This is a genomic window from Hymenobacter sp. HD11105 (assembly GCF_054051685.1).
This window is the reverse complement of sequence record NZ_JBSWBR010000001.1, coordinates 1,413,897-1,438,097: the sequence shown is the minus strand read 5'-3', so window position 1 is coordinate 1,438,097 and position 24,201 is coordinate 1,413,897. Positions and strand designations below refer to the sequence as shown.

Genomic DNA, 24,201 nt, shown 5'->3' with positions numbered 1-24,201 from the left:
GTAGTAGTTGGGTCGAAAAAGTATTGACTAAACTATACGCGGGTTGGGGGGCAAATGGGTGGTAATGGCACGTTTTTTTACCAACTTGGGGAGTTATATATTCTGACTATTCCTTCACTTCTATCTGCCTTCGGCATGTCTTCATCTCCAGTTAACGCGCCCGATTTATTCTCCCAGAAAGCAAATCCTGAACTCCTCTATTTTCTCCAACACCCCGAGCTTTACCACCCCGATGTAGTGACGGCAGCCCGCCAGGAATTGCAGCGCCGCGGCGTAGCCACCAGTTCTTTTATCATTTACGACGAGACAGTTATAACCGACTTCGACGCGGAGCCCAACGAGCGTCGCTGGCTGATTCCGGGTATCGGCGCGGCGCTGTTAGTGGCTGGGGGGCTTTTTTATAGTCAGTTTTATAAGCCGGCGCCCGCTTTTGCCGTGGCTCCCAAGGTCAATACTTCCACGGTGCTAGAATCGGTAGAGCTGAATGTGCTGCCGACTTTCGATGCGGAAACGGCCGCGCAGGTGAAGGAAGAGCCTAGCCGTCTGCCCGCCCGCGAGCGTACCGACAAGAAACCCCTGGGCAAGTACCTGATTCTGGCCGGTCGCTTCTGGAAGGCTGAACACCAGGCAGACTTTTTGGCCAACCAAGTAGCCGCCGCCAAAATAGACTCTACTTTCCCTGGTAAAGCCACGCTGGTGTACGACCAATGGCGGGAGCTCACCCGCGTGTTGGTGTACAACCATAACCTTCGCCCTTCTATGCAAGCCCGCGTGAACATGATGCACGACGTGGCCAACCGCCGCATGCAATCTTTGCAGCAAATGCGTGATAATTACGTATTGGGCAAGCCGCTTATCGACAAAGAAGTGCGCAGCACCCTGGCCCCCATAAAGGATATGCTACACGAACTGCGCGGCGGCAAAACTCCCACTCGCCACATCGACCTAACGGCAGCGCGGTGAGTTTCACCTTACTGTCCTGATGGACTCCGACGACTTATTCACCCACAAAACCGACGCTGAGTTATTTTATCTGGCACGGCAAGCCCAGCGCTTTCCGCCCCCGGTAGTGCAGGCAGCCGTGCGCGAGCTCCAACGTCGTGGCTTAGTGCCTGATGAGGTACCCACGCCCCCTAGCCCGGCCCCCTCGCCCCTGCCCGATGAAAGCACCGGCCGCTTAGTAGTGCGGAGCCTGCGAGCCATGCTGTGGCCCGCAGGCTCGTTTTTTATCACCCCGCTACTGCTTGACCTGAACTTGCTGGTGTATGCCCTGTTGGCTTTTTCGGCGGCTGATCCGCTTGCGCCCAGCGGGCAGGAACTGGTGGCCTGGGGCTCTAACTTTTCACCTCTCACACTACACGGGCAGCCTTGGCGCTTGCTTACGAGCTGCTTTCTGCACGGGGGTGTGGCTCATCTGCTGCTCAATGGGTTGGGGCTTCTGTTTCTGGGGGCCATGCTGGAGCCACTGCTGGGCCGGGTGCGGTTGCTGGGGGGCTTTTTGGTGTGTGGTGTAGGCGGCAGCCTCGCGAGCCTGTGGTGGAACATGACAGGCGTAAATTCGGTAGGCGCCTCGGGGGCCATTTTTGGTTTGTATGGCTTGTTGTTGGCCTTACTGTTTACGAGAGCTGTGCCCTTCGATCGGACGCAGCGCCGCACTATGCTGTGGTTTGTGTTCTACTTAATGATAAGCGGGCTGGTTGGGAGTTTGGGGGGCAATATCGACCACGCGGCCCATGTAGGCGGGTTAATAACGGGGGTGCTAGTAGGCGTACTACTAGGCCGTGGCCGCCTGCAAAAGGCGAAGAATAGCGGTTGACGAATATTTTTATTTGCGAAAGCGCGGGTATTGCGACCAACTTGTTCAAATTCGCCTCGAACAAACAACCAAATAGCTGTTTAGCAACGTAGTGTACCCGTACCAGCTAAGCAGGCTGAGCCGTTGCGTTTTTGCCGCACCTATTTTCAACCCCACATCTATATGAAGGCTCCCTTACTCTCTCTTTTATTACTCAGCAGCATCTGGTACTCGGGCACAGCCGTTGCCCAAAGTACAATAGCAAACGGCTCCTTCGAAACCTGGACTACCGGGAGCGGCATAGGCGTAGACGCTCCTACACAATGGATTACCTCTGATCAGATTGCGGAGAACATCATTGGGCTGGGCCTGAGTACCGTAGTCCGCTCAACAGAAGCTCAGGCCGGACAGCTTGCCGCCCGCCTTACCTTCAGAAGCATCACCAATCCATTAATAGGCACTATTGCCGCCCCCGCAGTGCTTCTGCTTGGCACCGAGGTTCCGAATGTCACCATCGCTACGCTGCCTCGCACCGAAGCAGATATTCTGCGATTGCGGCCGGGGGGCGTTCCCTTCACTGCCCGGCCAGTGGCAATGCAATTTTGGTTTAAGTACACCGGCGCTAGCACCGAAACAGGACAAGTGGGTTTGCTCCTAACCAAAGGCGACCAGATTATTGGACAAACTTCCATGATGCTCACCGGCGGCGTGCCAACCTATACTCGTATCAACCTGCCTATCACCTACACCTCCACGGAAGTACCAGATGCACTACGCATTTATTTTGTGGCTGGCACTGGCGCGTCGCCCTCCACTACGGCCTCTTTGTTTGTTGATGATATAACGCTGCCCCTCACGGTTACCTCCAGCCGCAACCCGCAGCTAGATGCAGCCTTGGTGCTTTACCCCAATCCAAGCTCTAACGGGGATTTCTCGTTGGCTTCTTTGCAAAAACCTGGCGTCGCGACAGCGCCCTTTACCATTACGGATGCTGCTGGCCGGGTAGTACAGCGGCAAGGCGCCGCACCCGCTAGCGCCGCTAGTGGTCGGCTTATCAGCCTACACGGGCAGCCAGCTGGCGTTTATCTGCTTCGCCTGGATACCCGGGAAGGCACCGTGACCCGCAAATTGTTGATTCAGTGACCGAAGAAAAGCCCCCCACGGACTCATTACCAGAACCGGAGCCCGAGCATACGGACCCAAGCGCAGAGCCATCATCTCGGTGGCAACGCGCCCGGGCAGCTATGCGCCGGGCGGCGGCCTTACCCGTCAACGGGCTGGACTATTTGTATCGGACGGGCCAAGCGTATCGCCATTTTACACTGCCGGTGCTCAACGGGGCCATTGGTGACCAGCTAGCTGAGCGCCAGGACCGCCGCGCCATTCAGATGAGCTTACGTCAGCACGGAACCGACGTAGCCGTGCCCGACCTGCGCCTAACCAGCGAGCAGCAAAAAACCGTGGTGTTTCTGCACGGCCTGATGGGCGACGAGATGATCTGGCAGTCGGGAGCGGCCGATACGCCTCGCTACGGGCCCTTGCTACAGGCGGAAGCGGGCGTGCGCAGCTTGTACGTACGCTATAATAGTGGTCTGCATATTTCCCAGAATGGCCAGCTGCTGAACGCGTTGCTAACAGAACTGCTGACGGTGCACGCTGACGCCATTGGCGAGCTAGTGCTGGTAGGCCACTCTATGGGTGGCCTTGTAATTCGTAGCGCAGGCTATTATGGCACCCGCAAGGGACAGCCCCAAGCGCCCTGGGTAGAGCGCCTGCGGTCCGTTTTTCTGCTGGGCGTACCGAATGATGGGTCTTTTCTGGAACAAAACAGCCACCTGACTTCGGTGCTGCTGCGCAAGATCAATGTCGCGCCTACACGCTTTCTGAGCAAAGCCATGGACCAACGCAGCAATGGCATCAAGGACCTGCGCCACGCTTGGCTAATAGATGAGGATTGGCAAAACCCACGCGCCAACGACATTTTTGCCCCCCGCACTGTGGTTCCGCCCCTGCCAGGCGTGCACTATCATGTACTGGTCGGCTCTTTGCTCAAAACCCTAGGCTCGGCTCTTGACCATTACTTCGGCGACGGCTTAGTGGGTGGCGGCAGCGCCATCGGTCGCACCTTCGGCGACCCAGCCTTGCCAGCAGGCTCGGTGGTTACTACTACCGTCTTTTCCCAGCAAAGCCATATCGGCCTGCTCAGCAACCCGCAGGTGTACGAGTATCTGCGGGCGCACGTGTAAGAGAGCTGAAACCAGATTTTACTTGCGTAAAACGCAACGTGTTACTCTTAGCTCGTAGCCGGTGGGGTACGCCTTTGTCAAGGCCTCACGCACCGGTCAGGCGCTTCACGTACCGAATCCATCGGGTTCGTAGCCGTCAGGTTGCCAACCTAAGGCTCGATAGAAGCCGTTAGCGCGAATGGATGGGTCAGCGCCCGTGGTGAGCCAGGCTTCTTGAATATTGTGACGCTGTAGCCCGGCTTCGGCCGCTTCCATGAGGCGCTTGCCAATGCCCTGACCTTCGTATCCCGGCCGCACAAAGCACGCAAATACAGTGCGTTCCGAGAGAATTATCATTGCGAAACCCACTGGCTGGCCGTTTATTTCAACGATCCAGCCTGGGCCGTCATCTTGCAGCATTTCAGCAACAGCAGCATCTGTCACCCCCAGCGCCGCCAGCTCCTCGCGCGATTGGTAATTTTCACGGACCGAGCAACGAATATCGAATAGCGCCGGAACATCGACAGGCGTAGCACGACGTAGGTTCATTACCTCAGAATAAGTAACCAGCAGTATAAGTATACGCAAATACTTCGACTGCAATGACGTTACTCGCCTGAAAAAACAGTGCTCTGCTTCGCTATTCAGAGCCTATAAAAAAGCCCGCCAGAAGTAGTTCTGGCGGGCTTTTTTATAGGCTCTGAATTTTTACTTAATAACTACTTCTACAAATCCCGCACTCACAATTACCTGGGGCAGCGTAGCGCCCGTATCGGCTGCGGCTTCCATCAAAGGGGTTGACTTAGCATCAGCAGTGCCCTTTAGGGGAGCGAAGGGTAAGCCGTGCAACACCACCCGATAGGTAGCGAAGCTGGGCTGATAGTCTCCTTCAATCTCCTGGCGGAGCGTAAGCGTGGTTTCGGTGCCGATTACCGTAAAGCGGCGCGTGGTGCTGTGGCCTTCCTGATAGCCGTAGCCTTCGCCGCCGTCGTCGTAGAGTACGCTGTTCTCTGTGCCGTTTTTGTAGTACACGTGCAGAGTGATTTCCTCTACCACCTTTTCACCTACGTACTGCATTACGGGGTACAACGGAAGCACGGCGCCAGCCTTCACGAAGAGCGGAATTCGGTCGAGGGCAGCGGTGGCCCACACTTCGGCCCCGCCAGTGCGCGCTTCATCGGTCCACCAGTAATACCACTGACCTTTGGGCAGATACATCCAGCGGCCATCGGCGCCGGCCGTCGTGATGGGGCACACCAGCAAGTGGTCGCCGAGGCTGAACTCGGCCATGCGCAGGTAAGTATCCGTGTCGTTCTGGTCAAGGAAAGCCAGGGGGCGCAGCATGGGAGTGCCTTGCTGCACGTACTGCCAGAACGTGGTGTAGATGTAGGGCAACAGCTGATAGCGCAGGCTAATAAACTTGCGTGCCAGATCGGCTACTTCTTCGCCAAAGGACCAAGGCTCTTGGTCACCGTGGTCGCCACTGGAGTGGGTGCGGAAGAAAGGATGAAACGCGGCTAGCGCAATCCAGCGGGCGTACAGTTCACCGTCGGGTGTCTCTACAAAGCCCCCCACATCGGATCCCACGAAAGAAAACCCGCTGATACTCAGTCGCTGGCACTGAATATTGGCCAGCCAGAGGTGTTCCCAGGAAGCAATATTATCGCCGGTCCAGGCAGACGAATAGCGCTGCCCGCCAGCGTAGGTGCTGCGCGTGATGGTGAAGGGCCGGTTGGGATACGTAAACTTCTTCACGCCCGCGGCCGTGGCCCGCGCCATCTGCATGCCGTAGATGTTGTGGGCCTTCTTGTGCGAGGCCGGGTGGCCGTCGTAGTTGAAGCGCACGTCGTCGGGGAAAGTGCCTTTCTCGAACACGGCTGGCTCGTTCATGTCGTTCCATACGCCGCGCACGCCGTCTTCTTCGATCAAGCCCTTAAACAAACCGGCCCACCACTCGCGCACGTCGGGGCGGGTGAAGTCCGGGAAGTTGCAGAGGCCCGGCCACACCGAGCCGCGCATAAGCGGACCATCGGCGCGGCGGCAGAAGTAATCGTTGGCTAGGCCCTCGGTGTACACCGAATAGTCTGGATCTATCTTGATGCCGGGGTCAATGATGACAATGGTTTTGAAGCCATCGGCCGCTAACTCCCGCACCATGGTTTTGGGGTCGGGAAAGTGGGTGGGGCTCCAGGTAAAGCACCGGTAGCCGTCCATGTAGTCGATATCTAGGTAGAGCGCGTCGCAGGGAATCTGTCGCTCCCGGAAACCGGCCGCAATAGCCCGGAAGTTGCTCTCGGGATAGTAGCTCCACTTGCACTGGTGGTAGCCCAGGGCCCACATGGGGGGCATTTCGGGCGGACAGGTGAGGCGAGTGTACTCTTCGGTGACTTCGGTGAGCGTGGGACCGTAGAGGAAGTAGTAGTTCATCTCCCCACCCTGAGCCCAGAAGCTGGTCACGTCGGCGCGCTCGGCGGCAAAGTCGAAGCTGGCTTTGAAGGTATTGTCGAAGAAAATGCCGTGGGCAATTTTCTGGTGTAGCTCTAGGTAAAACGGAATGTTTTTGTAAAGCGGGTCCGAGCCTTTTACATAGCCGTAGGTATCGGTCCCCCAGTTGGTGTAGCGCTTGCCGCGCAGGTTCATGTTGTCGGGCTTGTCGCCGAGGCCGTAGTAATGTACGCCGCCCTGTACCTGCTTGCTCATCTTCACGATGTCGTTGCCGGTATCGTCGTCGTGCTCCCAGTGGAAGCCCTTCTCATCGGCCGACAGCACCGTACCGGAGCGGTCGAGCACGCGGGTGGCCAGGTTTTCCTTGGCGATAGTGCAAATCAACCGGTCGGTGGTGATGCGGTAGTGGTCGGGCTTTTCCCGAAACTCCAGGAATTCTAGCGCGGCGCGTGGTAGGTCGGCCGGCACGGCGTAGCTGAAGTCGGGCGCGAAGCCAACTTCGGTGGCGTAGCGGAAACGCAGGATCTTATCGGTAATTACCTGAAGCAGAAGCTGTACGCCATTATCGCAGGTAAAGAGAAAATCTTGATTGGTTTGCTTGCATGAGACAATCTGGCCGGGAGAAAACTCTTGTTTTCCCCTGGTAGCCAGGTCATTAATCATGTAATTGTTTTCCTGAATGATATCAGCCATGGGGGGAGGCAGCAATTGCGTTGAGCTAAAAAAATACCGACACCGTCGGCATGTTTTTTTAACATAAGTGTGCAAGGTAAAACTGATTAACGCGAAAATTATCTAACCTTAGGCTCAGATTCCGTAAAACAGGACTGTAGAGCTGTTTTGCGCTTTTTTGCTGACCATCTTTTTCTCGTCTTTATCCTTTGCCCATGGAAAATCCCAATCTCAAGGTGTTACTATTAGGCTGGGATGAGACGATGCAGGGTTCCGACTTGGGCCCAGCAGAAGCTCAGTCGCTGCTCCAGACCTTAGCGTCCCAGACCGATTTAACCGCTATCCTGCCTCATCTTCCGGAAGCCGACCAGCTTGCTCTGGCTCATATTGTGGGGCTCGACACCCTCACGCCGGAGGCTTTGCAAGCCCTCACCACCTCCCGGATTGCCGGTGAGTGGCAGGCACCCGCCGCGCCGTACGTAGGAGCCAGCGTGCCGGCACCTGGGTCAACTACTAGTCAGACTCAAGCGGATTTTAGCAACGAAACTGCCGATTCTGCCACGCAAGAACAGTCGTTGCAAAATAGCCCCCCAGACCTGCTTCAGACGGATGAGCAGGCTGCACAAGCCACTGAGCCGGGCGCCGACGAGGCCCATGACCTCGATCAGCCCGCCAACGATTTGTCGCCCAACGCGCCGACGCCCACTTTTAGAGTATCGCCCATCGAATTTTCGGCCGACCGTGCTACGCTGCGCAGCTTGTTGGATGTGTTGCCCGACGCGCCCGGCGACCTCAATTTTCAGATAATTCAGTACACGCGCTTCGCAACGCATTTGGCCCTGCGGGAGGAATTTGGGGTTATCTATGCCCCTGAATGGCCTGTGTGGCTGGCGGGAATGGAGATCCGGCAGATGACCAGCAAGCCCTTGGTGTTGCACGTGCATTCCTTGGCCCTCGACCGCGATACCGCCGACGATAGAGGCTGGGTGCTGGAGTTGGAGCGCCTGGCGCTGCGTCGAGCTACGCTGATTTTGGCGGCCACCGAGGAGCTATCCCAGCGCTTGCAAAGTGCCTACGATGTAGCCGCTAACCGCATTCAAGTAGTTGCTGCCCACGACGAAGATGCCTTGACGGCAGCCCTACGTTTCGCCACGACGACCGCCTAGTAGCTGGCAGCGTTGTTACTTTGTCAAAAAATTGACTGATGACGACTCCCTCCCCTACTGCTCCCGAGCAAACCTTTGACGCCTCCTTAGAGCTACACGGCTCTGACGGAGGCGTATTTCTGACCGTACCTTTCAGCGTAGAGGAAGTGTACGGCCAGCGCGGTACCCTACACGTGCGCGGCACCATCGATGGGTTTCCGTTTCGCCTGCCCCTGCAACCTGCTTCCGATGGCACGCACACGCTGACCGTGCACAAGCAAATTCGCAACGCCATTGACAAAACTTGGGGCCAGGAGGTGCACGTTACCCTCGCCCCCGACACCGAAGAAAGCCCCCTAGATATTCCCGAGGAGCTTACACGGGCCCTGGATTTAAATGGGCTGCGCGCCAAATTTGAGCAACTTTCCTACGCCCAGCGCAAAGAATACGCACAGTGGATAACCCGCGCCAAGAAGTACGAAACTCGCGCCGAGCGCGTGAGCGAAGCCATCGAGCGGATTAAGATTGGGCGGCGGTTTCGGTAAGCAAAGCTGATTCTTGCGTGAAGAGAGTAACTTACTAGCCGTATCATGAACGCCCTGGTCACATGCCATCCTTGGCATGCAGCCAGGGCGTTTGCGCTTCCTCAATTTACTGTACAGATTGCTTTTAGCACTGAGCCGTTTAGTTCACCCCATTTTCTTGCTCCTTCATCCCATTTTCCCCCTTTGCCTTTCCTGCCTACCTAGCTTTGTTTCAAACGCAAACGACTATGCAGCCGGCAGTACGCATTCAATGGTGGGAACTGGGTTTTGTGGCGACGGTAGTTATCATCTTCGTTGTGCGTTGCTTGCTGCAAGAAACACAGGCTGCGGAGGAACTGATGAATCAGGCCTTGCGCGGTGGAGTGTCCAGGGAGCTTATTGATCGAAGCCTCGCTATTTATCAGCAACAGCGAGCTATTGTTCTCCCTGTTATTGGTGGCGCTGCTTTACTATTGGTGGCTTGGGGTAGCCTACATTATTTGGCTCTGCCACGGCTAAATGCGCCAAAACCACTTCTGGGGGGCTTTTTTTATTTGGCGCTAAGCATAACGCTGCTAACTGCTGGCGTGTGGGTTTACCATTACTTCCGGCTTTACCTGCGACTTCAGCATTCCGGCGACGGGAAAATCATCGGGCTGCTTGCTTACTCTCTTTATCGTAAAAAAACCGTGTTTGCCGATGCAGTAGCTGCAGGTATCCTGCTGGCACTGTATGAGCTACTTGCCCATCTGTATCGGTATCTGCGACGGAAGTTACCACTGGCCACGAGCCCAACCCTTCGCTATGGTCACTACGGACTACTACTTGGGACCGTTGGAGCAATTTTCGCCTTAACCTGGGCCGGACAATTGCCCCCCGCTCTTTGGAATTCTCAAACCGGGCCTTGGCTACTGGTACTTGGCCTTGGGGTCCAAGTATATGGGTTGTACCGCTTGGCTTATCCTGGTTTAATCGCCTTTCGTACCGCACCGCAATCGGTCCGCTGGCTTGGCTACTTGGGACTTTGGATCGGCCTAGGGCTTGCAGGCTCAGCTCTGCTTTGGGTCGCTTACAGCCATGATTCTAGTCTGGCATTGCGGCCGTTGGGGGGCTTTTTTTTCCTTTCAGCGGCGGCGGCCACAACGGTTGTGGCGTTGCGCCATGTAGTGGCCGGCGAAAGAATTCAACTCCAAGCCCAAGCATCCCACAGTGCCGCCGAACTCTCGAGCCTACGCGCCCAAATTCACCCACACTTTCTCTTTAATGCACTCAACAGCCTGTATTCTACGGCTCTACAAGGCGACAGTGAGAAGACGGCCGAAGGCATTCAGCAACTAGGCGATATGATGCGCTTTCTGCTCGAAGAGAATAACCTCGACCGTATTCTGCTGCACAAAGAAGTGGAGTACCTGCATAACTACATTCTACTTCAACGCCTGCGTTTAGATGAAACGCAGGGAATCGACATTCGAGTCAACATTCAAACTCCAAGTCAGGATGTGTACCTCGCTCCCATGTTGCTGACGCCGTTTGTAGAGAACGCTTTCAATCACGGCATTAGCTTCCAGCTACCATCCTGGATTTATGTAACCCTGACGCTGGACTCCACCAAGCTGTATTTCAAAGTTCACAACTCCCTGCACCCGCGCGCCAGCAACGAGCCAGCCGCTCACACCTCGCGCGTAGGCCTCGATAATGTTCGCAAGCGCCTGGAGCTACTCTATCCTAACCGCCACCAGCTCGACATTCAGCGCTCCGATCAAGACTACTTTGTAGCCCTCACCCTACACCTCTGGTAGAGGTTATTCCCGCTATCATTTCTCTCCTGCCGCGCTGACTAACTATGGCGTAGTGAGCCGGTGTGACCATGCACGAGCAATCATTCATCTTAACTTATGTGTCACTTATGACTAAGAAGCTCCTCGTTTTCCTTTTCGGCTGGCTAATGGGTTGCCCAGGGCACGCTCAGAGCAAAGTCCAGAAAATAGACTCTCTTTTCTGCCGCTTAAGCAGGGAAGGCAATTTCAACGGCACTATTCTGGTAGCCGAAAAGGGGAAAGTGCTGTATCATCAGTCTTTTGGCTATGCGAACATCAGCCAGCAGACACTGAATACGCCATCTGCTAGGTTTCAGACGGCCTCCATCTCCAAGCCCTTTACGGCCACGGCCGTTTTACAACTGCTGGAAAAAGGCCAGCTCCAGCTGAGCGACCCGTTTGTGAAGTACTTCCCCGAATTTCCTTACCCAACCATTACGTTGAAACACCTGCTTTCCCATACGTCGGGGTTGCCAGGCCTGGAGTTGTACGAGCCGCTGGTGCGCCAACATCCCCAGCTTATCATTACAAATAAAACGACGATTCCAGCCCTACAAAACTGGAAAAGAGACTTGTATTTCCAGCCCGGCGCGCAGTGGAAGTATTGCAACACCAACTATGTATTGCTGGCTCTCTTGGTAGAAAAAGTAAGTGGGCTACCTTTCCCTCTTTATCTCAAGCGCAATATTTTCCAACCAGCCCGTATGCGGGATACATATGTAAAAACCATTGGTAATCAACTTAATGATTCGAAGCTGGTAACAAACCATTTGTTTCCCACCTTGTACACAGCTGTTCCAGTAGCTGCGGAGAAGGCGCAGGTGCAGGACAGCGTCGGGATGTGGAAGCTACGGTTTGAGCAAACTAACGTAGTCGGCACAGTCGGTGATGGCAATGTTATCAGCACCGCTTACGACTTGCTCCAATTCGACCAGGCGCTGTACTCAAGTAAGCTGATCAGTAAGCGCACCATGGCTTTGGCCGCCACCCCCACCACCTTAAACGACGGCACCATTGCTTCTTGTGGAATGGAAGTAGACTATGGCGGCAACACTTCGTATGGCCTAGGCTGGGTCTTATACCGAGACGCGGAAGTAGGCAACATAGTAGGCCACGACGGCTATACGGGGGGCATTGCAACGATGCTGTACCGCAACGTGACCAAAAATCAGACGGTCGTTATGTTTGACAACACGGTGGGCATACAGTTCCGCGAAAAAGTAGCTTCCGTGGTCAATATCCTCAACGATAAACCGCCCCTGCCACTTGTTATTAAAAAGTCTGTGGCCCGCTTGTATGGAGTGGCTTTACTTAACGACGGCCCGGAGCGTGCTTTGCTGCAGTTCAATTCTATGCGGACTGATACGTTGCGCTATTATATTTCTGAAAGAGAAATAAATATTCTCGGCTATGAATTTCTCTTTAATGGGTACACTACCCAATCGTTGGAGGCTTTTAAAATCAATACCTTACTCTTCCCAACCAGCTTCAACGTGTATGATAGCTACGGCGACGCCTTCCGACAATTAGGCCGCCGAACGGAAGCCATGTTGATGTATCAGCGGGCACTCACGTTGAACCCCAACAGCGAAGGCAGCAAGCAGTCATTACTCCAGTTGCAGGCCAGTCACAAGTAACTCGTTCTCGCCCATAGCTCGCCACAAATACAATGAGGACACTCACGGCCATTGCTCTTGACGACGAGCCGCAAGCCCTGCGGGTTGTGCACCTACTGGCCGCTAAAGTATCTTTTCTGGACTTACAAGCTAGCTTTACGAATGCCTTCGACGCGCTGGCTTACCTGCAAGTGCACCCAGTAGATGTGCTCTTCATAGATGTTCAGATGCCGGATATCACCGGTATCGAGTTTGTGCAGGGGCTAGCCAAAGCTCCTATGATAATCTTTACCACGGCCTACTCTACTTATGCGGTGCAGGGCTTTGAGCTCGACGCCGTAGACTATCTGCTTAAGCCGTTTTCCTTGGCTCGTTTTACCAAAGCCTGCACCAAGGCCCTCGGAAACATAACCAAGCAAAGCACGGAAGCCAGAGCCTATATCTTCATCAAGACGGGCTATGAGGAAGAAAAGCTACTGCTGGAGGATATTTTATACATCGAAGCAGACGGGAATTACCTCACTTTCGTGCTCACGAACCGGCGCCTGCTCACGCGGCAGACCATGGCCGATATCGTTCGTCAGTTACCGGCTCAGCGGTTCGTGCGCGTGCATCGCTCCTTTATTATTTCCCTCGATAAAGTAGAAAAGATAGCCCGCACGGAGATTACAGTAGCTGGCACGCCCATCCCAATTGGTGTTTCCTACGAGAATCAGGTAGATGTTATTCGAGAGAAGCTTTCACAGTAACAAAGCAGCCATTATACACGCCAACCAGCCGCAGGGAGTAGCAATAGCCTGCTTCCTACGGCTGGTTGGCGTGTATAATGGCTGCTCGTCTACCTATGCCGCGCTTGTTTCGGCGGTGGGTTGCTCCTGCTGAACAGCGGCCGGGTCCATGTACATTACTTCCCACAAGTGACCATCGAGGTCCTGATAGCCGTGGCCGTACATGTAGCCATGGTCTTCAGGGTCGCGGGGCGTGGTGGCACCGGCAGCCACAGCTTTGCTGATTAGCTCATCCACCTGCTCTCGGCTGTCGGCCGAGAGGCAGATAATAGCTTCAGTGCTGGTGGTGGCATCCACGATCTGCTTCTTGGTAAAGGTTTGGAAGAAGGGTTCCACCAAGAGCATGACGTAGATCGTGTCGCTGATGATCATGCAGGTAGCATTTTCATCCGTGAATTGCGCGTTGAACTTGTAGCCAATTTTGGTAAAGAACTCCACTGATTTGTTAAGGTCCTTTACGGGCAGGTTGACGAAGATTTGAGTAGCCATAATAGTGTCTTTTTTAAGTGATTTGAAACTTATATGACAAAGGTATAGGCTACCTTAAAAGCGGAAACTGTGTGAATACGACAATAGTAGGGGGCAATTACGACACCTTTCTATCGGGTATTTCTGCCGACTAAAAAGCACCAGTAATTGCCCCCCAGATTGCTACACTCGGGCCAGCACCAGAGCAGTACGGCTCGTGATGTATAGACTCAATTTGTCTACCTCATCCTCCTGAAAAGTTTCGTAAACCAGCGAGTCGTCTACGCGGTTGAAGCCATCGAATTGGGGCGAGTCCGAAGTCAGGATAACGCGGTAGCGGCCGGGCTTCGGCACGAAGAAGCGATAGTCGAAAATGCTGCGGTCTACGTGGAAGTTGAAGATAAATATCAGCCCCGCCCGCTCGAAGATGAGGACTTGGTTTTCGGAATCGTTGTTGAGCAGCTGAGCATGCGCGGCCCCCAGCAGGCGGCGCGATTTAGCCATACCGATCATGGCTTTATCGAAGGCCAGCAGGTAGTGGTACTTGAGGTCGGGGTTGTCGGCCAAGGACCACTGCCGCCGGGCATAGTGGTAGCTCCACTCATTGCCCTGACGCGGAAAATCAACCCATTCGGGGTGGCCAAACTCGTTGCCTATAAAGGTAAGATACGCTTCGCCGCCCAAGGCCAGAGTCACGAGGCGAATCATCTTGTGCAGGGCAATGCCACGAGCCACTGCCGGGTTGGGGTCATTCTTGCTCATGTGCGTGTAGATGGCCGCATCCATAAGCCAGTGAGCCAGCGTTTTGTCGCCGACTAAAGCCTGGTCGTGCGACTCGGCGTAGGCTACGGTTTTTTCACCCACGCGGCGGTTGGTGAGCGTGTACCACAGGTCGCCTAGGTTCCAGTCTTCGTCGCGACGGTGCTTGAGCAGCTTAATCCAGTAATCGGGAATGCCCATGCCCAAGCGGTAGTTGAAGCCCACGCCGCCTTCGCTGATGGGCCGACACAGGCCAGGCAGACCGCTCATATCTTCGGCGATGAGCAGAGCGCCGCGCTTTAGCTCTTGCACCAGCGTAGCCGCCAGTTGGAGGTAAAGAATAGCATCTTCATCGGCCTCAGGTCCAAAGTATTGGTCATAACTGCTAAAGGCTACGCCCTCGCCGTGGTGATGATAGAGCATAGACGTTACCCCATCGAAGCGGAAGCCGTCGAAGTGAAACTCCTCCAGCCAGTAGCGTAGGTTAGACAGCAGAAACTGCTGCACTTCGGGTTGGCCGTAGTTGAATAGCTTGGAGTCCCAACCTGGATGGTTGCCGCGGGGGCCGGCATGGAAATATTGCCCCCCAGAGCCATCAAAGTCAGCCAAACCTTCGGCCTCGTTCTTCACAGCGTGCGAGTGTACCACGTCCAGCAGCACCGCAATGCCCCGATTGTGCGCTTCATTTATCAGGTGCTTTAATTCCTCAGGCGTTCCGAACCGCGATGATACGGCGAAGAAGTTGGCCACGTGGTAGCCAAACGAGCCGTAGTACGGGTGCTCCATCACGGCCATGAGCTGTAGGCAGTTGTAGCCTAGAGCCTGCACGCGGGGCAGTATTTTCTCCGCAAATTCGAGGTAGCTGCCCACCTTGCCTTCCTCAGTAGCCATGCCCACGTGGCACTCATAGATGAAAGGCTCCCGCACGTAGTTGTTGATGCGGAACTTCTGATCGGTCCAGGTGAAGGGCGTTTCGGGGCGCCACACCTGGCCGGTAAAATCTTTGGTTTCCTCGTCTTGCACGGCGCGGCGCAGGGTGGCTGGCAGGCGGTCTTTTGCCCCCCGACTGGTCACGACGTGCACTTTGTAGCGGCTGTGGTGCGTAAGCCGGTCTTTATACTCTTTGTCGGACAAAAATACTTCCCACACGCCGTTAGCACCTTTGGTTAGAGGCGTGGCGGCGCGGTCCCAGCCGTTAAAGTCACCAACCAGAAACAGACCCTCAGCGGCCGGCGCCCACTCTCGGTACCAATAGCCGCGACGTCGGGAGTCGTAGTTGAGGCCCAGGTGCTGGTGGGCTGTGGCAAACTTGCTTAGCGAGCCGTGGGTTTGCGTAATTTCGGCAAGGCGCTGGTGCAGGCGCTCTTGGCGGGCAAGCAGTACGGGCTCATACGGCTCAAGCCAGGGGTCTTGCTGTACGAGAGCCAGTGAGGAAGTGGAAGCAGCGGTGAGGTCAGGTGTTTTCATAGGGAAAGAGGTTTGGGCAAAACTACTATTACCGCCGGACTATATACCTGCCCTACTTTGGGAGGTAGCGCCGCGGACGATTCGCCTCATAAGCTACTGAAAGCTGTCTTAACTTTTCATGTAGGGCCAGCATTCGCTCGCTGGGGGCTTTTTTCCAGGTTTAAAAAATATATCCAACAGACTCTATATTCTAAAAACGGGCATAAAGCTTGGTAACGGCTCCATGTCTTATCTTCCCCCCATGAAGTCCCGATTCTACTCACTAGCGCTATTGGCGCTTCTGGCCTGCACCACCTACTCCACGCAAACTGCGTCCGTCACGCCCGAGACTAATCTGGCTGCCCCGTTGCCGTCCGTTGAGCCTGGCCTTATCACGGCGCAGGCCATGGTGGTATCGGCTCACCCAGACGCGTCACGTATTGGCCTGGAGGTCTTGCAGAAAGGTGGTAATGCTTACGACGCGGCCGTTGCCGTGCAGTTTGCGTTGGCAGTGGCCCTGCCTACGGCGGGTAATATTGGCGGGGGGGGCTTTTTTCTGTATCGCGGCTACGAGGGCAATGTGGGCGCCCTAGACTTTCGCGAAACGGCCCCCAGCGCCGCCTCCCGCGACATGTACCTGGATAAGCAAGGCAACCCCATTACCGACCTGAGCACAGCAGGCCACTTGGCGGCGGGCGTGCCAGGCACGGTGGCTGGCATGGTAGCAGTGCATCAAAAACTAGGTAAACTATCTTGGGCCGAGCTAGTGCAGCCGGCCGTAGAGCTGGCTCGTCGGGGCGTGCAGCTAACCACCAAAGAAGCCACCGGCCTGAACAGCACGCGCGAAGACTTTATTAAGCACAACCCCAAGAATAGGCCCGCCTACGTGCGCGCCGATGGCGCCACTCGTCCCTGGCAGGCCGGCGACACTATTCGATACCCTGAACTGACCCGCACCCTCGAGCGCATCCGCGACCAAGGCCGCGCTGGATTTTATCAGGGTCAAACGGCCGCCCTTCTAGTAGCCGAAATGCGGCGGGGCGGCGGAATTATTACGGAGCAGGATCTGCTGAAATATCAACCCAAATGGCGCACGCCGTTGAAAGTACGTTATCGGGGCTACGATTTGTTATTAATGCCGCCGCCTAGCAGTGGTGGGGTGGCCTTAGCGCAAATGCTGCAAATGCTGGAGCCCTACGACTTGCGGAGCGCCGGCTGGCATTCGCCCCTAGCGGTGCATTTTATCACCGAGGCCGAGCGCCGCGTGTACGCCGACCGGGCTACCTACCTCGGCGACCCAGATTTTGGCAAAGTACCGGTGGCCCAACTCACTGACCCAGCTTACTTGAAGCGGCGTATGAGCGCCCTAGAGCCAAAAGGCCGGGCCACACCATCGTCGCTGGTGCAGGCCGGAGTGGGCTTACCCGTATATGAGAGCGACCAGACTACGCACTATAGCATCATAGATGCCGCCGGCAACGCCGTATCGTGCACTACCACGCTCAATGGCAGCTACGGCAGCAAGGTGGTAGTAGCGGGCGCGGGCTTTCTGCTGAACAATGAGATGGACGACTTCTCAGTGAAAACGGGCGCGCCTAACTATTATGGATTGGTAGGCGGCACGGCCAATGCCATTGAGCCCGGTAAGCGCATGCTTTCTTCCATGACGCCGACTATCGTCACGCAAGATAACAAGCTGCGCATGGTGGTGGGTACGCCCGGTGGCAGCACCATCATCACTAGCGTGCTCCAAACTATTTTGAATGTACTCGACTACGGCATGAGTATGCAGCAGGCCGTAAGCGCGCCGCGCCTGCATCACCAGTGGCTTCCCGATCAGATTGATGCCGAGGAAAACGCCCTCCTCCCTGCCGCCCGCGACACGTTGCAGCGGCGAGGCTACAAAATTAACCCTCGCAAGCCCTGGGGCCGCGTCGATGCTATCCTGGTATTACCTGATGGCCACCTAGAAGGCGGCGCCGACCCGCGCGGCGACGATAAGGCAATGGGTTATTAAGACAATTTCGACTACCCAAAGAAAAAGCCCCCTGCTAGGTTAGCGGGGGGCTTTTTCTTTGGGTGGTTTGGTAACTACTTCAGCTGACCAGCAGCGCTGCTGAGCATTTGGCCCAGCTGCTGGAGCTTATCGGCGGTGGCGCCATCGGCACCGGCAGCGGCTTTGGTCGTGTGCTCCCCAAGCTTATTGAGCGACTGGCTAAGCTGAGAAGTATCGGGCATGGGCGAGTCGAGCAGCTCTTTCAGATGCTCTAGTTCCTGAGCCACACCATTGAGCTTGGTATCGGCACTTACTTTCAGCGTATCGATCCAGCTGTTGATGCTGCGAGTGGCGCCGTGGCGAGCTTCATGCAGGCCGCCATTGAGCGAATTGAGGGTGGAATCGAGGTGGGCGAGGTTATTGGCTGATGTTGACATAGCTTAGAAAGGCTGTAGAAAGAATAGAAACGGTAAAATGAGGGCAAACGAAATCGGACCAGCGCCTTATAGCACCAGTCCGATTTGGAAACAACTTTCGCCGTTAGCGAATCTGGCTAGCAGCTGAGCTCAGCGCCTGGCCTAGCTGACGTACTTTGTCTTGAGCGCCTGGATCGGCCGACTCAGCGGCGCGCATGGTATGCTCGCCCAACGTTTTCAAAGACTGCTGCACCTGCATGGTATCGGGCGAGCCGCCCGACAGGGCATCATTGAGGCGCTCCAACTCGGAAGCAATGCCCGAAAGCTGCCCGTTATTGGAGTTCTGAAGCGTACTGATCCAGCTTTGAATGTTGGCGCCCGCCTGGGGGGCTAATCCGGCGAGATTGCCGCCTTGCAGGGCCTGAATAGTAGCGTCTAGTTGAGCGGTGCCGGATGGATTGCCTGAATCTTGCATAATGGTAGTGGGTTTTGGTTGGTAGATGTTGAGCTTACGCGCCAGCTTACGTGCGGTTGAGTTTATGACTGTATAGAATTATGTCCAACATATTCACTATCAGATACTTAAAACAAATCAAAACATTGACTGTTTAGCGGCAAAGCAGTGACTTCAGAGTGTTTAATACAGGTAAATCTGCCCCCGATGCCCTCAGGCAAAGAATGGGTGGCGACAACCAGCACCAACCCTTTGAAATAAAAAGTACCGGCCGCTCTTTGTGAAGGTGGACAATAGTAATCAGCTATCCAGAATGCTTGCTTTCACCGCGTTGATACCGTCGGGGATGCAGTGTGCCCACCGCCGTATTCGGCCGCTGGCAAGTTAGCTAGCTGACTTATGGGCTGAGGTTAGAGGTATTTTGAACCTGATGGCATTCTGTATCTTGCTTTGCCAAGCCCTACCCTATGCACTCTTTTTTCCGCCCCAGCATCCTTCCGCTTTTGGCTGTGCTCAGCCTGCCCGCCTACGGGCAGCGCGAAAGTGAAGGCCCGCCCTCGCAGGATCCGTTTCCGCGCCCCGCGGCTCCTGCCCAACCGATTGCTGCCTACCGCTCGCACCAGTATAGCGCCGGCCTGCTCAGCATTCGAGCTACTGATGGGGCTACGCTGCGAGTGCGCCCTTGGGCCACGGGCGTGGTGCGCATCGAGTATTTTCCCGCCGACAGCCCCGTACGGTCCGATTCGTCGGTGAGCGTAGTGGCCACCCCGGCCGCGAATCTAACTAGCGGCGTGCGCGCAAGCAGCCAAGCCTTGACGCTTGCTTTAAGCGAAAATTTGCAGGTGGTGGTTATTAAAAATCCGTTACGCGTACACTTGCTCCGCGGCCTCGACACGCTGGCTTCGGAGGCATGGGGGGCATTTCGGCGGGTAGCTGCGGGTGGTTCAGGGCCGGGCAGCGTGGGTGTGGGCTTGCACCTGCAATCCGGTGAACAACTTTACGGCACTGGCGCACGCGCTCTGCCGCTTGATCGGCGGGGGCGACGGCTGGAGTTGTACAATCAAGCCCGCTATGGGTATCAAAACGGCACTGACAACCTTAATCTGACCCTGCCCGTGGTGGTATCGAGCCGGGGCTACGCCGTATTTTTCGACAACCACACGGCCGGTTACCTCGATCTGGGCGCGACGACTAAAAACGTTCTGGAATATGGAGGCGAGGAGTTGCGCAGCTTGGGCTATTTTCTGGTGGCAGGCGACTCGTACGCTACCATTATGGACCGCTACACAGCTCTTACTGGGCGTCAGCCCTTGCCGCCTCGCTGGGCGCTGGGCCTAATTCAGAGTCGTTTTGGCTACCGGTCTCAGGCCGAAACGGAAGCCGTAGCCGCCCGCATGCGCCGCGAGGGATTTCCGCTAGATGCGCTGGTGCTGGACTTGTACTGGTTTGGCACCACCAAAGACCAAGGCAACCTTGATTGGGATTACCAGAAATTTCCCAAGCCCGCCGCCATGATGCGCGGCTTGGATTCCAGCGGCGTCAAAACCATTCTGATTTCGGAGCCCTACGTGATGCGCGCCTCCCGCAACGACTCCACCGTACGCACCCAGGGCCTTATCGGGACTGATTCCGTGGGGCGACCTTTCACGGTAGCTTCTTTCTGGGCCGGGCCGGCTTCCCTGCTCGATATGTTTAAGCCCAGCGCCCGCCAGTGGCTGTGGAGTTACTACAAAAAACGTAAAACCGAAGGCGTAGGCGGCTGGTGGAGCGACTTGGGCGAGCCCGAAAATCACCCCGAGCAGATGCACCACGTACTCGGCCCCACTCGCCAAGTGCACAACGCTTACGGACAGGCTTGGGCCAGCATTTTTGCCGAAAACTACGCTCGGGAATACCCGCAGGAGCGCCTGTTCAACCTCGCTCGCTCAGGCTGGGCGGGTATGCAGCGCAATAGCGTATTTCCCTGGTCGGGGGATATCAACCGATCGTGGTCGGGCTTTCAGGCGCAGATTCCCATTATGCTGGGCGTGAGCATGGGGGGCGTGGGCTACATGCACTCCGATGCCGGCGGCTTCTGCGTGGGTCCCATCGACCCGGAACTGTATACGCGCTGGCTCCAGATGGCGGCGCTTTGCCCCATTATGCGGCCTCACGGCGAAGGCGTGCCGCCCGAGCCCTACTATTACCCTGAGCCTTACAAAAGCATCGTGCGCAACGCCGCGCGTCAGCGCTACGAGTTGCTGCCTTACTTATATACCCTGGCCTGGGAAAACAGTCAAAGCGGCGCGCCCCTGGTTCGCCCCATGAACTTTGAAGCTACCGGCACAGCCAACGAGCAACTTGGCAACGTGAACGACCAATATTTACTCGGCCCGAACCTGCTGGTAGCGCCCGTAGTGCAGCCCGCCCAGCGCCGCCGCAACGTGCTGTTACCTGCCGGCACCTGGATTGACTTTTACTCCCACGAAACCTTGGCTGGGGGGCAAAATGTGGGCAGAAATGCGCCCTTGGAGCACGTGCCGCTGCTGGTACGTGCCGGCGCGTTTCTGCCACTAGTACCCTACGTCAACACCACCGCCCGCTACCACACCGATACGTTGCGCGTGCGCTTCTACGCCGACTATAGCGTACCTCAGTCCAGCTTTACCTTATATGAAGACGACGGCAAATCGGCTCAAGCTTTGGCTAGGGGGCAATTTCAGCTACTAACCTTCGCAGGCACTACCGCTGCTACCCAAACTGATATTCGCTTAACTGCCAGCGGTCAGGGCTATCCCAAAATGCCCCCCAGCCGCATTATCGAGTTGCTGATTCCGCGCGTCCTGGCTGCGCCTACAGCCGTGCTACTAGCCGGCCAGCCCGCCGCCGCCGATGCCTGGCGCTACGACGCCGCTAGCCAAACGCTGCACGTGCGAATGCGCTGGCAGCATCAGCCCCTTACCATTTCCATTCAGGGTCTACGCCTACCCAATACGGCTTCCGCCGCCGCGCCCGAGCTGTTGACATTAGGTGCCCCCAGCGACCGGGTTTTTAACGACCAAACTACGCTCAACTACACGGTGCACACGCCCGGTCAGTACCCGCTAACCATCCGCGACGCCCGCGGCCAAGTGGTACGCACGCTTACTACGGCCTCAACTCCCGGTGAACATTCGCAAGTGTGGAATACCAAGGACCAAAACGGCCAGCCTTTACCCAACGGCGTGTACACGGCCCAGATGCTAGGCCAGCACCAGCGCCTGGTGCTATTGCGCCCCGAATTATAATGTTGACATCCTCAAGCCAGCCTGATAACGAATCGCCCATCAGCTCTTTATGTACACTCAGAAAAGCTTTCCGCTCCGAGTCATTCTGTTCTTTAGCTGGCGCAAGATTGTGTGGTACACCCTGCTCAGCTCGCTGGTGCTGGGTTTGTATAAGGGATTAGACTGGACGTTTATTGCCATCCCGTTTTTGCCGGTGGCTACCATCGGTACGGCGGTGGCTTTTTACGTGGGCTTCAAAAATAACTCTTCTTACGAACGCCTGTGGGAGGCGCGGCGCATCTGGGGGGCAATTACCAACGTCAGTCGGTCGTGGGCTACGCTGGTAAATACGCTGGTGGGCCACGCCCAATTATTTGATAATCCCGACGCCATCACGGCCCTGCGGCGGCAGCTGATACTGCGGCAAATAGGCTGGTGCAATGCCCTGCAGCTGCGCCGACGCGCCCTGTGGCAGGAGGATCCGCACGTGCGCTCCCTCAGCCGGGAGCTAGTACAGCAGCAGCACCGGCAGGCCGAGGAAATGCACAGCACGCTTCAGCCCTTCCTGCTCCCGCTGGAGCTAGGCTGCACCGACTGCGGCGCCGTCTCTGTTACCAATCAGCTGCTGCACGCCCACTCGGCCCAGCTTGCGGAGCTAAAAAATCAAGGCCTACTCGATGGCTTCGAACAGGCCTTACTGGCTAATCAGATTGTAGAATGCTTTGCCCAACAAGGTGGGGCTGAGCGAATCAAGAGTTTCCCGTTTCCGCGCCAATACGCTCACTTCAGCACCATCTTCGTCAATCTATTCACCCTGCTCCTACCCTTCTCTTTGGTGGGCGAAATGGCTAAGTTCGGCGAGTACGCTGTGTGGCTTACCATTCCCTTCAGCGTGCTTATTTCCTGGGTTTTCTTTTCGATGGAATCCATTGGTGACGCCAGCGAAAACCCTTTCGAAAACGCCATCAACGACATTCCCATGACGGCCATCTGCCGCAACATTGAGATTGATCTGCGGCAAATAATAGGCGAAACCAACCTTCCTGAACGCATTCAGCCGGTAGATGGCATTTTGCTGTAAGCTGGGGGGCAATTTCCAAGCAGAACCGGCCCTAGCTTATTAGTAGGTTAGGCGGCCTACAATTTTTGTACCTCGGGGTGACGCGCCTGTTGCTCCTGAATCTGCGTTGACTCCGAGTCCCAACCCAACGACTCCAGCGCGGGCATATAGCCTTCATGGGCGCTACGCTCATCAGCAACGCGGCTGAGCATTACACCATAAATGACTTTAGAAGTAATGTCGGCCACGGTGTACAACACTTGACGCAGCACCATGCCCCACTCGGTGGGCATAAACCACGGTACGAGGTAGGCAATTGGGTACAGCGTCCAGGAGAAAATTAGCAGCCAGAAAATGTTGCGCATCAGGCTACCAGTCGTGCCGGGCAACGTGGGAATGGTACGAAAAATAGTAGTACCCACCAGGTAGCAGATGTACACCATAAATACCGAGCTGATGGCACCCCAGATCAGCAAATTCGGAATGCTGGTAGTCTCGTAGAATTGCCCCACGTAGCCCGTATAAATCATGGCCAGACCGCCTAGAGTAAAGCCGAGCCATATTTTCTTGAATTTAGCCCCCGTAATGCCGAGCACGATAAGTAGCTGGGTCAGCAGCACGGGCACGTCGATCGACCAGTTGACGTAGCGGTAACCATTGGAAAACGTACTGTCGCTGCGCTGCCACATTTGCCCATCCCAGGTAAAAGCGCTGGTCCAGTTGATTTGCTGATTCAGCAGAATAAGCGCCGCCGACACCATCACCACCGCCGACAGCACCGAGGAAAGCTGGTAGCGCGGCGCAGAATTCTTGCGGGTCAGCACGAAATAAAGCAGACCGGCAATCTGCGCACCTACCCCGAGCGTCAGGACATGCGTAATAATGTCGAACTGGGCCGAAGTATAAGCGAAGTGGTTTTCCATGTTTTCCATAAGCAGCTCATTAACAGGTGTTGGCGAAATAAGAAATAGTAGACGGCAATAGAATGAAAGAGGCCTTAGCGGCTTCGGGTATAGTTTAGCTTACCCTTCAGATAAGGGAAATGTTTATTAAAAATCTTTAATGGTTGTCCTTATTATACCCTTAGGTTATATGAGCTAGCGTGCTTCGGACTGCTTTTTACGCTGTCTTTTGCCTCATTTCAGTCAGCTTGTCGGCGCATTATTGCGAACCCAGTTAAGCAGCATTACAGGCGTGCTGCGCCGTCTCCGATTCAGGCTCGGCAGATGATTATCTGATTGTATAGGTTTAAACGCACTGCTTTCTGCCGACTTCTGCCTGTTTTCTGCCGTAAACTGCAATTCCGTTTTATCCTGATCTATTAAATCCC

At 55.7% G+C, this 24,201-nt stretch carries 19 protein-coding genes; 12 read left to right on the top strand and 7 right to left on the bottom strand.

All coding sequences use genetic code 11. The features are described from left to right. Positions 1-135: 135 nt before the first annotated feature. The 4 genes from ACW9KT_RS06220 (at position 136) to ACW9KT_RS06205 (ending at position 4,041) form a co-directional block, all read left to right on the top strand. On the top strand, positions 136-963 hold the full coding sequence (locus ACW9KT_RS06220) for a hypothetical protein (protein WP_457078504.1): 828 nt from the start codon (positions 136-138) through the stop codon (positions 961-963). 19 nt (positions 964-982) lie between these two features. Beyond that, complete coding sequence (locus ACW9KT_RS06215) at positions 983-1,816, top strand: rhomboid family intramembrane serine protease (RefSeq protein WP_457078503.1); 834 nt, start codon at positions 983-985, stop codon at positions 1,814-1,816. 162 nt (positions 1,817-1,978) lie between these two features. Continuing rightward, positions 1,979-2,938 carry a T9SS type A sorting domain-containing protein gene (locus tag ACW9KT_RS06210; RefSeq protein WP_457078502.1) on the top strand — a complete coding sequence of 320 codons (960 nt, stop codon included), beginning with the start codon at positions 1,979-1,981 and terminating at the stop codon, positions 2,936-2,938. Beyond that, positions 2,935-4,041, top strand: a complete 1,107-nt coding sequence (locus ACW9KT_RS06205) for a lipase family alpha/beta hydrolase (RefSeq protein WP_457078501.1) — start codon at positions 2,935-2,937, stop codon at positions 4,039-4,041. Before ACW9KT_RS06210 ends, ACW9KT_RS06205 begins: the two co-directional genes overlap by 4 nt. Before the next feature lie 105 nt (positions 4,042-4,146). Here ACW9KT_RS06205 and ACW9KT_RS06200 read toward each other — a convergent pair whose 3' ends face one another. Together ACW9KT_RS06200 and ACW9KT_RS06195 are read right to left on the bottom strand one after the other, a co-directional pair. Continuing rightward, the gene (locus ACW9KT_RS06200) at positions 4,147-4,569 is read right to left on the bottom strand and encodes an N-acetyltransferase family protein (RefSeq protein WP_457078500.1); all 423 of its coding nucleotides are present in this window, start codon (positions 4,567-4,569) and stop codon (positions 4,147-4,149) included. 159 nt (positions 4,570-4,728) lie between these two features. Further along, positions 4,729-7,158, bottom strand: coding sequence for a glycoside hydrolase family 31 protein (locus tag ACW9KT_RS06195; RefSeq protein WP_457078499.1), 2,430 nt, complete (start codon positions 7,156-7,158; stop codon positions 4,729-4,731). A gap of 194 nt (positions 7,159-7,352) precedes the next feature. Between ACW9KT_RS06195 and ACW9KT_RS06190 the strand changes: the two genes are divergently transcribed. The 5 genes from ACW9KT_RS06190 (at position 7,353) to ACW9KT_RS06170 (ending at position 12,988) form a co-directional block, all read left to right on the top strand. Continuing rightward, entirely contained in the window at positions 7,353-8,303 is a 951-nt protein-coding gene (locus tag ACW9KT_RS06190) for a glycosyltransferase (protein WP_457078498.1), read from the top strand. A 38-nt stretch (positions 8,304-8,341) separates the two neighbouring features. Further along, positions 8,342-8,827: a YdeI/OmpD-associated family protein gene (locus tag ACW9KT_RS06185; protein WP_457078497.1), complete on the top strand. Its 486-nt coding sequence runs from the start codon at positions 8,342-8,344 to the stop codon at positions 8,825-8,827. Positions 8,828-9,054: 227 nt separating this feature from the next. After that, positions 9,055-10,605, top strand: coding sequence for a sensor histidine kinase (locus tag ACW9KT_RS06180; RefSeq protein ID WP_457078496.1), 1,551 nt, complete (start codon positions 9,055-9,057; stop codon positions 10,603-10,605). Positions 10,606-10,712: 107 nt separating this feature from the next. Next, positions 10,713-12,260, top strand: coding sequence for a serine hydrolase (locus tag ACW9KT_RS06175; protein WP_457078495.1), 1,548 nt, complete (start codon positions 10,713-10,715; stop codon positions 12,258-12,260). 32 nt (positions 12,261-12,292) lie between these two features. Further along, the gene (locus tag ACW9KT_RS06170; RefSeq protein WP_457078494.1) at positions 12,293-12,988 is read left to right on the top strand and encodes a LytR/AlgR family response regulator transcription factor; all 696 of its coding nucleotides are present in this window, start codon (positions 12,293-12,295) and stop codon (positions 12,986-12,988) included. A 93-nt stretch (positions 12,989-13,081) separates the two neighbouring features. Here ACW9KT_RS06170 and ACW9KT_RS06165 read toward each other — a convergent pair whose 3' ends face one another. Further along, entirely contained in the window at positions 13,082-13,516 is a 435-nt protein-coding gene (locus ACW9KT_RS06165) for a VOC family protein (RefSeq protein WP_457078493.1), read from the bottom strand. A gap of 162 nt (positions 13,517-13,678) precedes the next feature. Next, complete coding sequence (locus tag ACW9KT_RS06160; protein WP_457078492.1) at positions 13,679-15,721, bottom strand: alpha-amylase family glycosyl hydrolase; 2,043 nt, start codon at positions 15,719-15,721, stop codon at positions 13,679-13,681. Between the two features lie 241 nt (positions 15,722-15,962). Here ACW9KT_RS06160 and ggt point away from each other — a divergent pair, with 241 nt between their 5' ends. Continuing rightward, complete coding sequence (gene ggt / locus ACW9KT_RS06155) at positions 15,963-17,717, top strand: gamma-glutamyltransferase (RefSeq protein WP_457078491.1); 1,755 nt, start codon at positions 15,963-15,965, stop codon at positions 17,715-17,717. 74 nt (positions 17,718-17,791) lie between these two features. Here the strand turns inward: ggt and ACW9KT_RS06150 are convergent, their stop codons facing one another. After that, positions 17,792-18,133 carry a hypothetical protein gene (locus ACW9KT_RS06150; RefSeq protein WP_457078490.1) on the bottom strand — a complete coding sequence of 114 codons (342 nt, stop codon included), beginning with the start codon at positions 18,131-18,133 and terminating at the stop codon, positions 17,792-17,794. 103 nt (positions 18,134-18,236) lie between these two features. Beyond that, entirely contained in the window at positions 18,237-18,587 is a 351-nt protein-coding gene (locus ACW9KT_RS06145; RefSeq protein ID WP_457078489.1) for a hypothetical protein, read from the bottom strand. A gap of 446 nt (positions 18,588-19,033) precedes the next feature. On the opposite strand from ACW9KT_RS06145, the gene ACW9KT_RS06140 reads away from it, so the two are divergent. Continuing rightward, the gene (locus ACW9KT_RS06140; RefSeq protein WP_457078488.1) at positions 19,034-21,832 is read left to right on the top strand and encodes a TIM-barrel domain-containing protein; all 2,799 of its coding nucleotides are present in this window, start codon (positions 19,034-19,036) and stop codon (positions 21,830-21,832) included. Positions 21,833-21,881: 49 nt separating this feature from the next. Then, positions 21,882-22,892 (top strand): bestrophin family protein, encoded by a 1,011-nt coding sequence (locus ACW9KT_RS06135; RefSeq protein WP_457078487.1) that lies wholly within the window; start codon positions 21,882-21,884, stop codon positions 22,890-22,892. Positions 22,893-22,948: 56 nt separating this feature from the next. Here ACW9KT_RS06135 and ACW9KT_RS06130 read toward each other — a convergent pair whose 3' ends face one another. Further along, positions 22,949-23,803, bottom strand: coding sequence for a bacteriorhodopsin (locus ACW9KT_RS06130; protein ID WP_457078486.1), 855 nt, complete (start codon positions 23,801-23,803; stop codon positions 22,949-22,951). Between the last annotated feature and the right edge of the window lie 398 nt (positions 23,804-24,201).

What these genes read in the sequence shown, in the direction of transcription:
- ACW9KT_RS06220 (WP_457078504.1), top strand. Translation starts at nt 136, where the DNA reads ATGTCTTCATCTCCAGTTAACGCGCCCGATTTATTCTCCCAGAAAGCA.
- ACW9KT_RS06215 (WP_457078503.1), top strand. Translation starts at nt 983, where the DNA reads ATGGACTCCGACGACTTATTCACCCACAAAACCGACGCTGAGTTATTT.
- ACW9KT_RS06210 (WP_457078502.1), top strand. Translation starts at nt 1,979, where the DNA reads ATGAAGGCTCCCTTACTCTCTCTTTTATTACTCAGCAGCATCTGGTAC.
- ACW9KT_RS06200 (WP_457078500.1), bottom strand. Translation starts at nt 4,569, where the DNA reads ATGAACCTACGTCGTGCTACGCCTGTCGATGTTCCGGCGCTATTCGAT.
- ACW9KT_RS06195 (WP_457078499.1), bottom strand. Translation starts at nt 7,158, where the DNA reads ATGGCTGATATCATTCAGGAAAACAATTACATGATTAATGACCTGGCT.
- ACW9KT_RS06190 (WP_457078498.1), top strand. Translation starts at nt 7,353, where the DNA reads ATGGAAAATCCCAATCTCAAGGTGTTACTATTAGGCTGGGATGAGACG.
- ACW9KT_RS06185 (WP_457078497.1), top strand. Translation starts at nt 8,342, where the DNA reads ATGACGACTCCCTCCCCTACTGCTCCCGAGCAAACCTTTGACGCCTCC.
- ACW9KT_RS06180 (WP_457078496.1), top strand. Translation starts at nt 9,055, where the DNA reads ATGCAGCCGGCAGTACGCATTCAATGGTGGGAACTGGGTTTTGTGGCG.
- ACW9KT_RS06175 (WP_457078495.1), top strand. Translation starts at nt 10,713, where the DNA reads ATGACTAAGAAGCTCCTCGTTTTCCTTTTCGGCTGGCTAATGGGTTGC.
- ACW9KT_RS06170 (WP_457078494.1), top strand. Translation starts at nt 12,293, where the DNA reads ATGAGGACACTCACGGCCATTGCTCTTGACGACGAGCCGCAAGCCCTG.
- ACW9KT_RS06165 (WP_457078493.1), bottom strand. Translation starts at nt 13,516, where the DNA reads ATGGCTACTCAAATCTTCGTCAACCTGCCCGTAAAGGACCTTAACAAA.
- ACW9KT_RS06160 (WP_457078492.1), bottom strand. Translation starts at nt 15,721, where the DNA reads ATGAAAACACCTGACCTCACCGCTGCTTCCACTTCCTCACTGGCTCTC.
- ggt (WP_457078491.1), top strand. Translation starts at nt 15,963, where the DNA reads ATGAAGTCCCGATTCTACTCACTAGCGCTATTGGCGCTTCTGGCCTGC.
- ACW9KT_RS06150 (WP_457078490.1), bottom strand. Translation starts at nt 18,133, where the DNA reads ATGTCAACATCAGCCAATAACCTCGCCCACCTCGATTCCACCCTCAAT.
- ACW9KT_RS06145 (WP_457078489.1), bottom strand. Translation starts at nt 18,587, where the DNA reads ATGCAAGATTCAGGCAATCCATCCGGCACCGCTCAACTAGACGCTACT.
- ACW9KT_RS06140 (WP_457078488.1), top strand. Translation starts at nt 19,034, where the DNA reads ATGCACTCTTTTTTCCGCCCCAGCATCCTTCCGCTTTTGGCTGTGCTC.
- ACW9KT_RS06135 (WP_457078487.1), top strand. Translation starts at nt 21,882, where the DNA reads ATGTACACTCAGAAAAGCTTTCCGCTCCGAGTCATTCTGTTCTTTAGC.
- ACW9KT_RS06130 (WP_457078486.1), bottom strand. Translation starts at nt 23,803, where the DNA reads ATGGAAAACATGGAAAACCACTTCGCTTATACTTCGGCCCAGTTCGAC.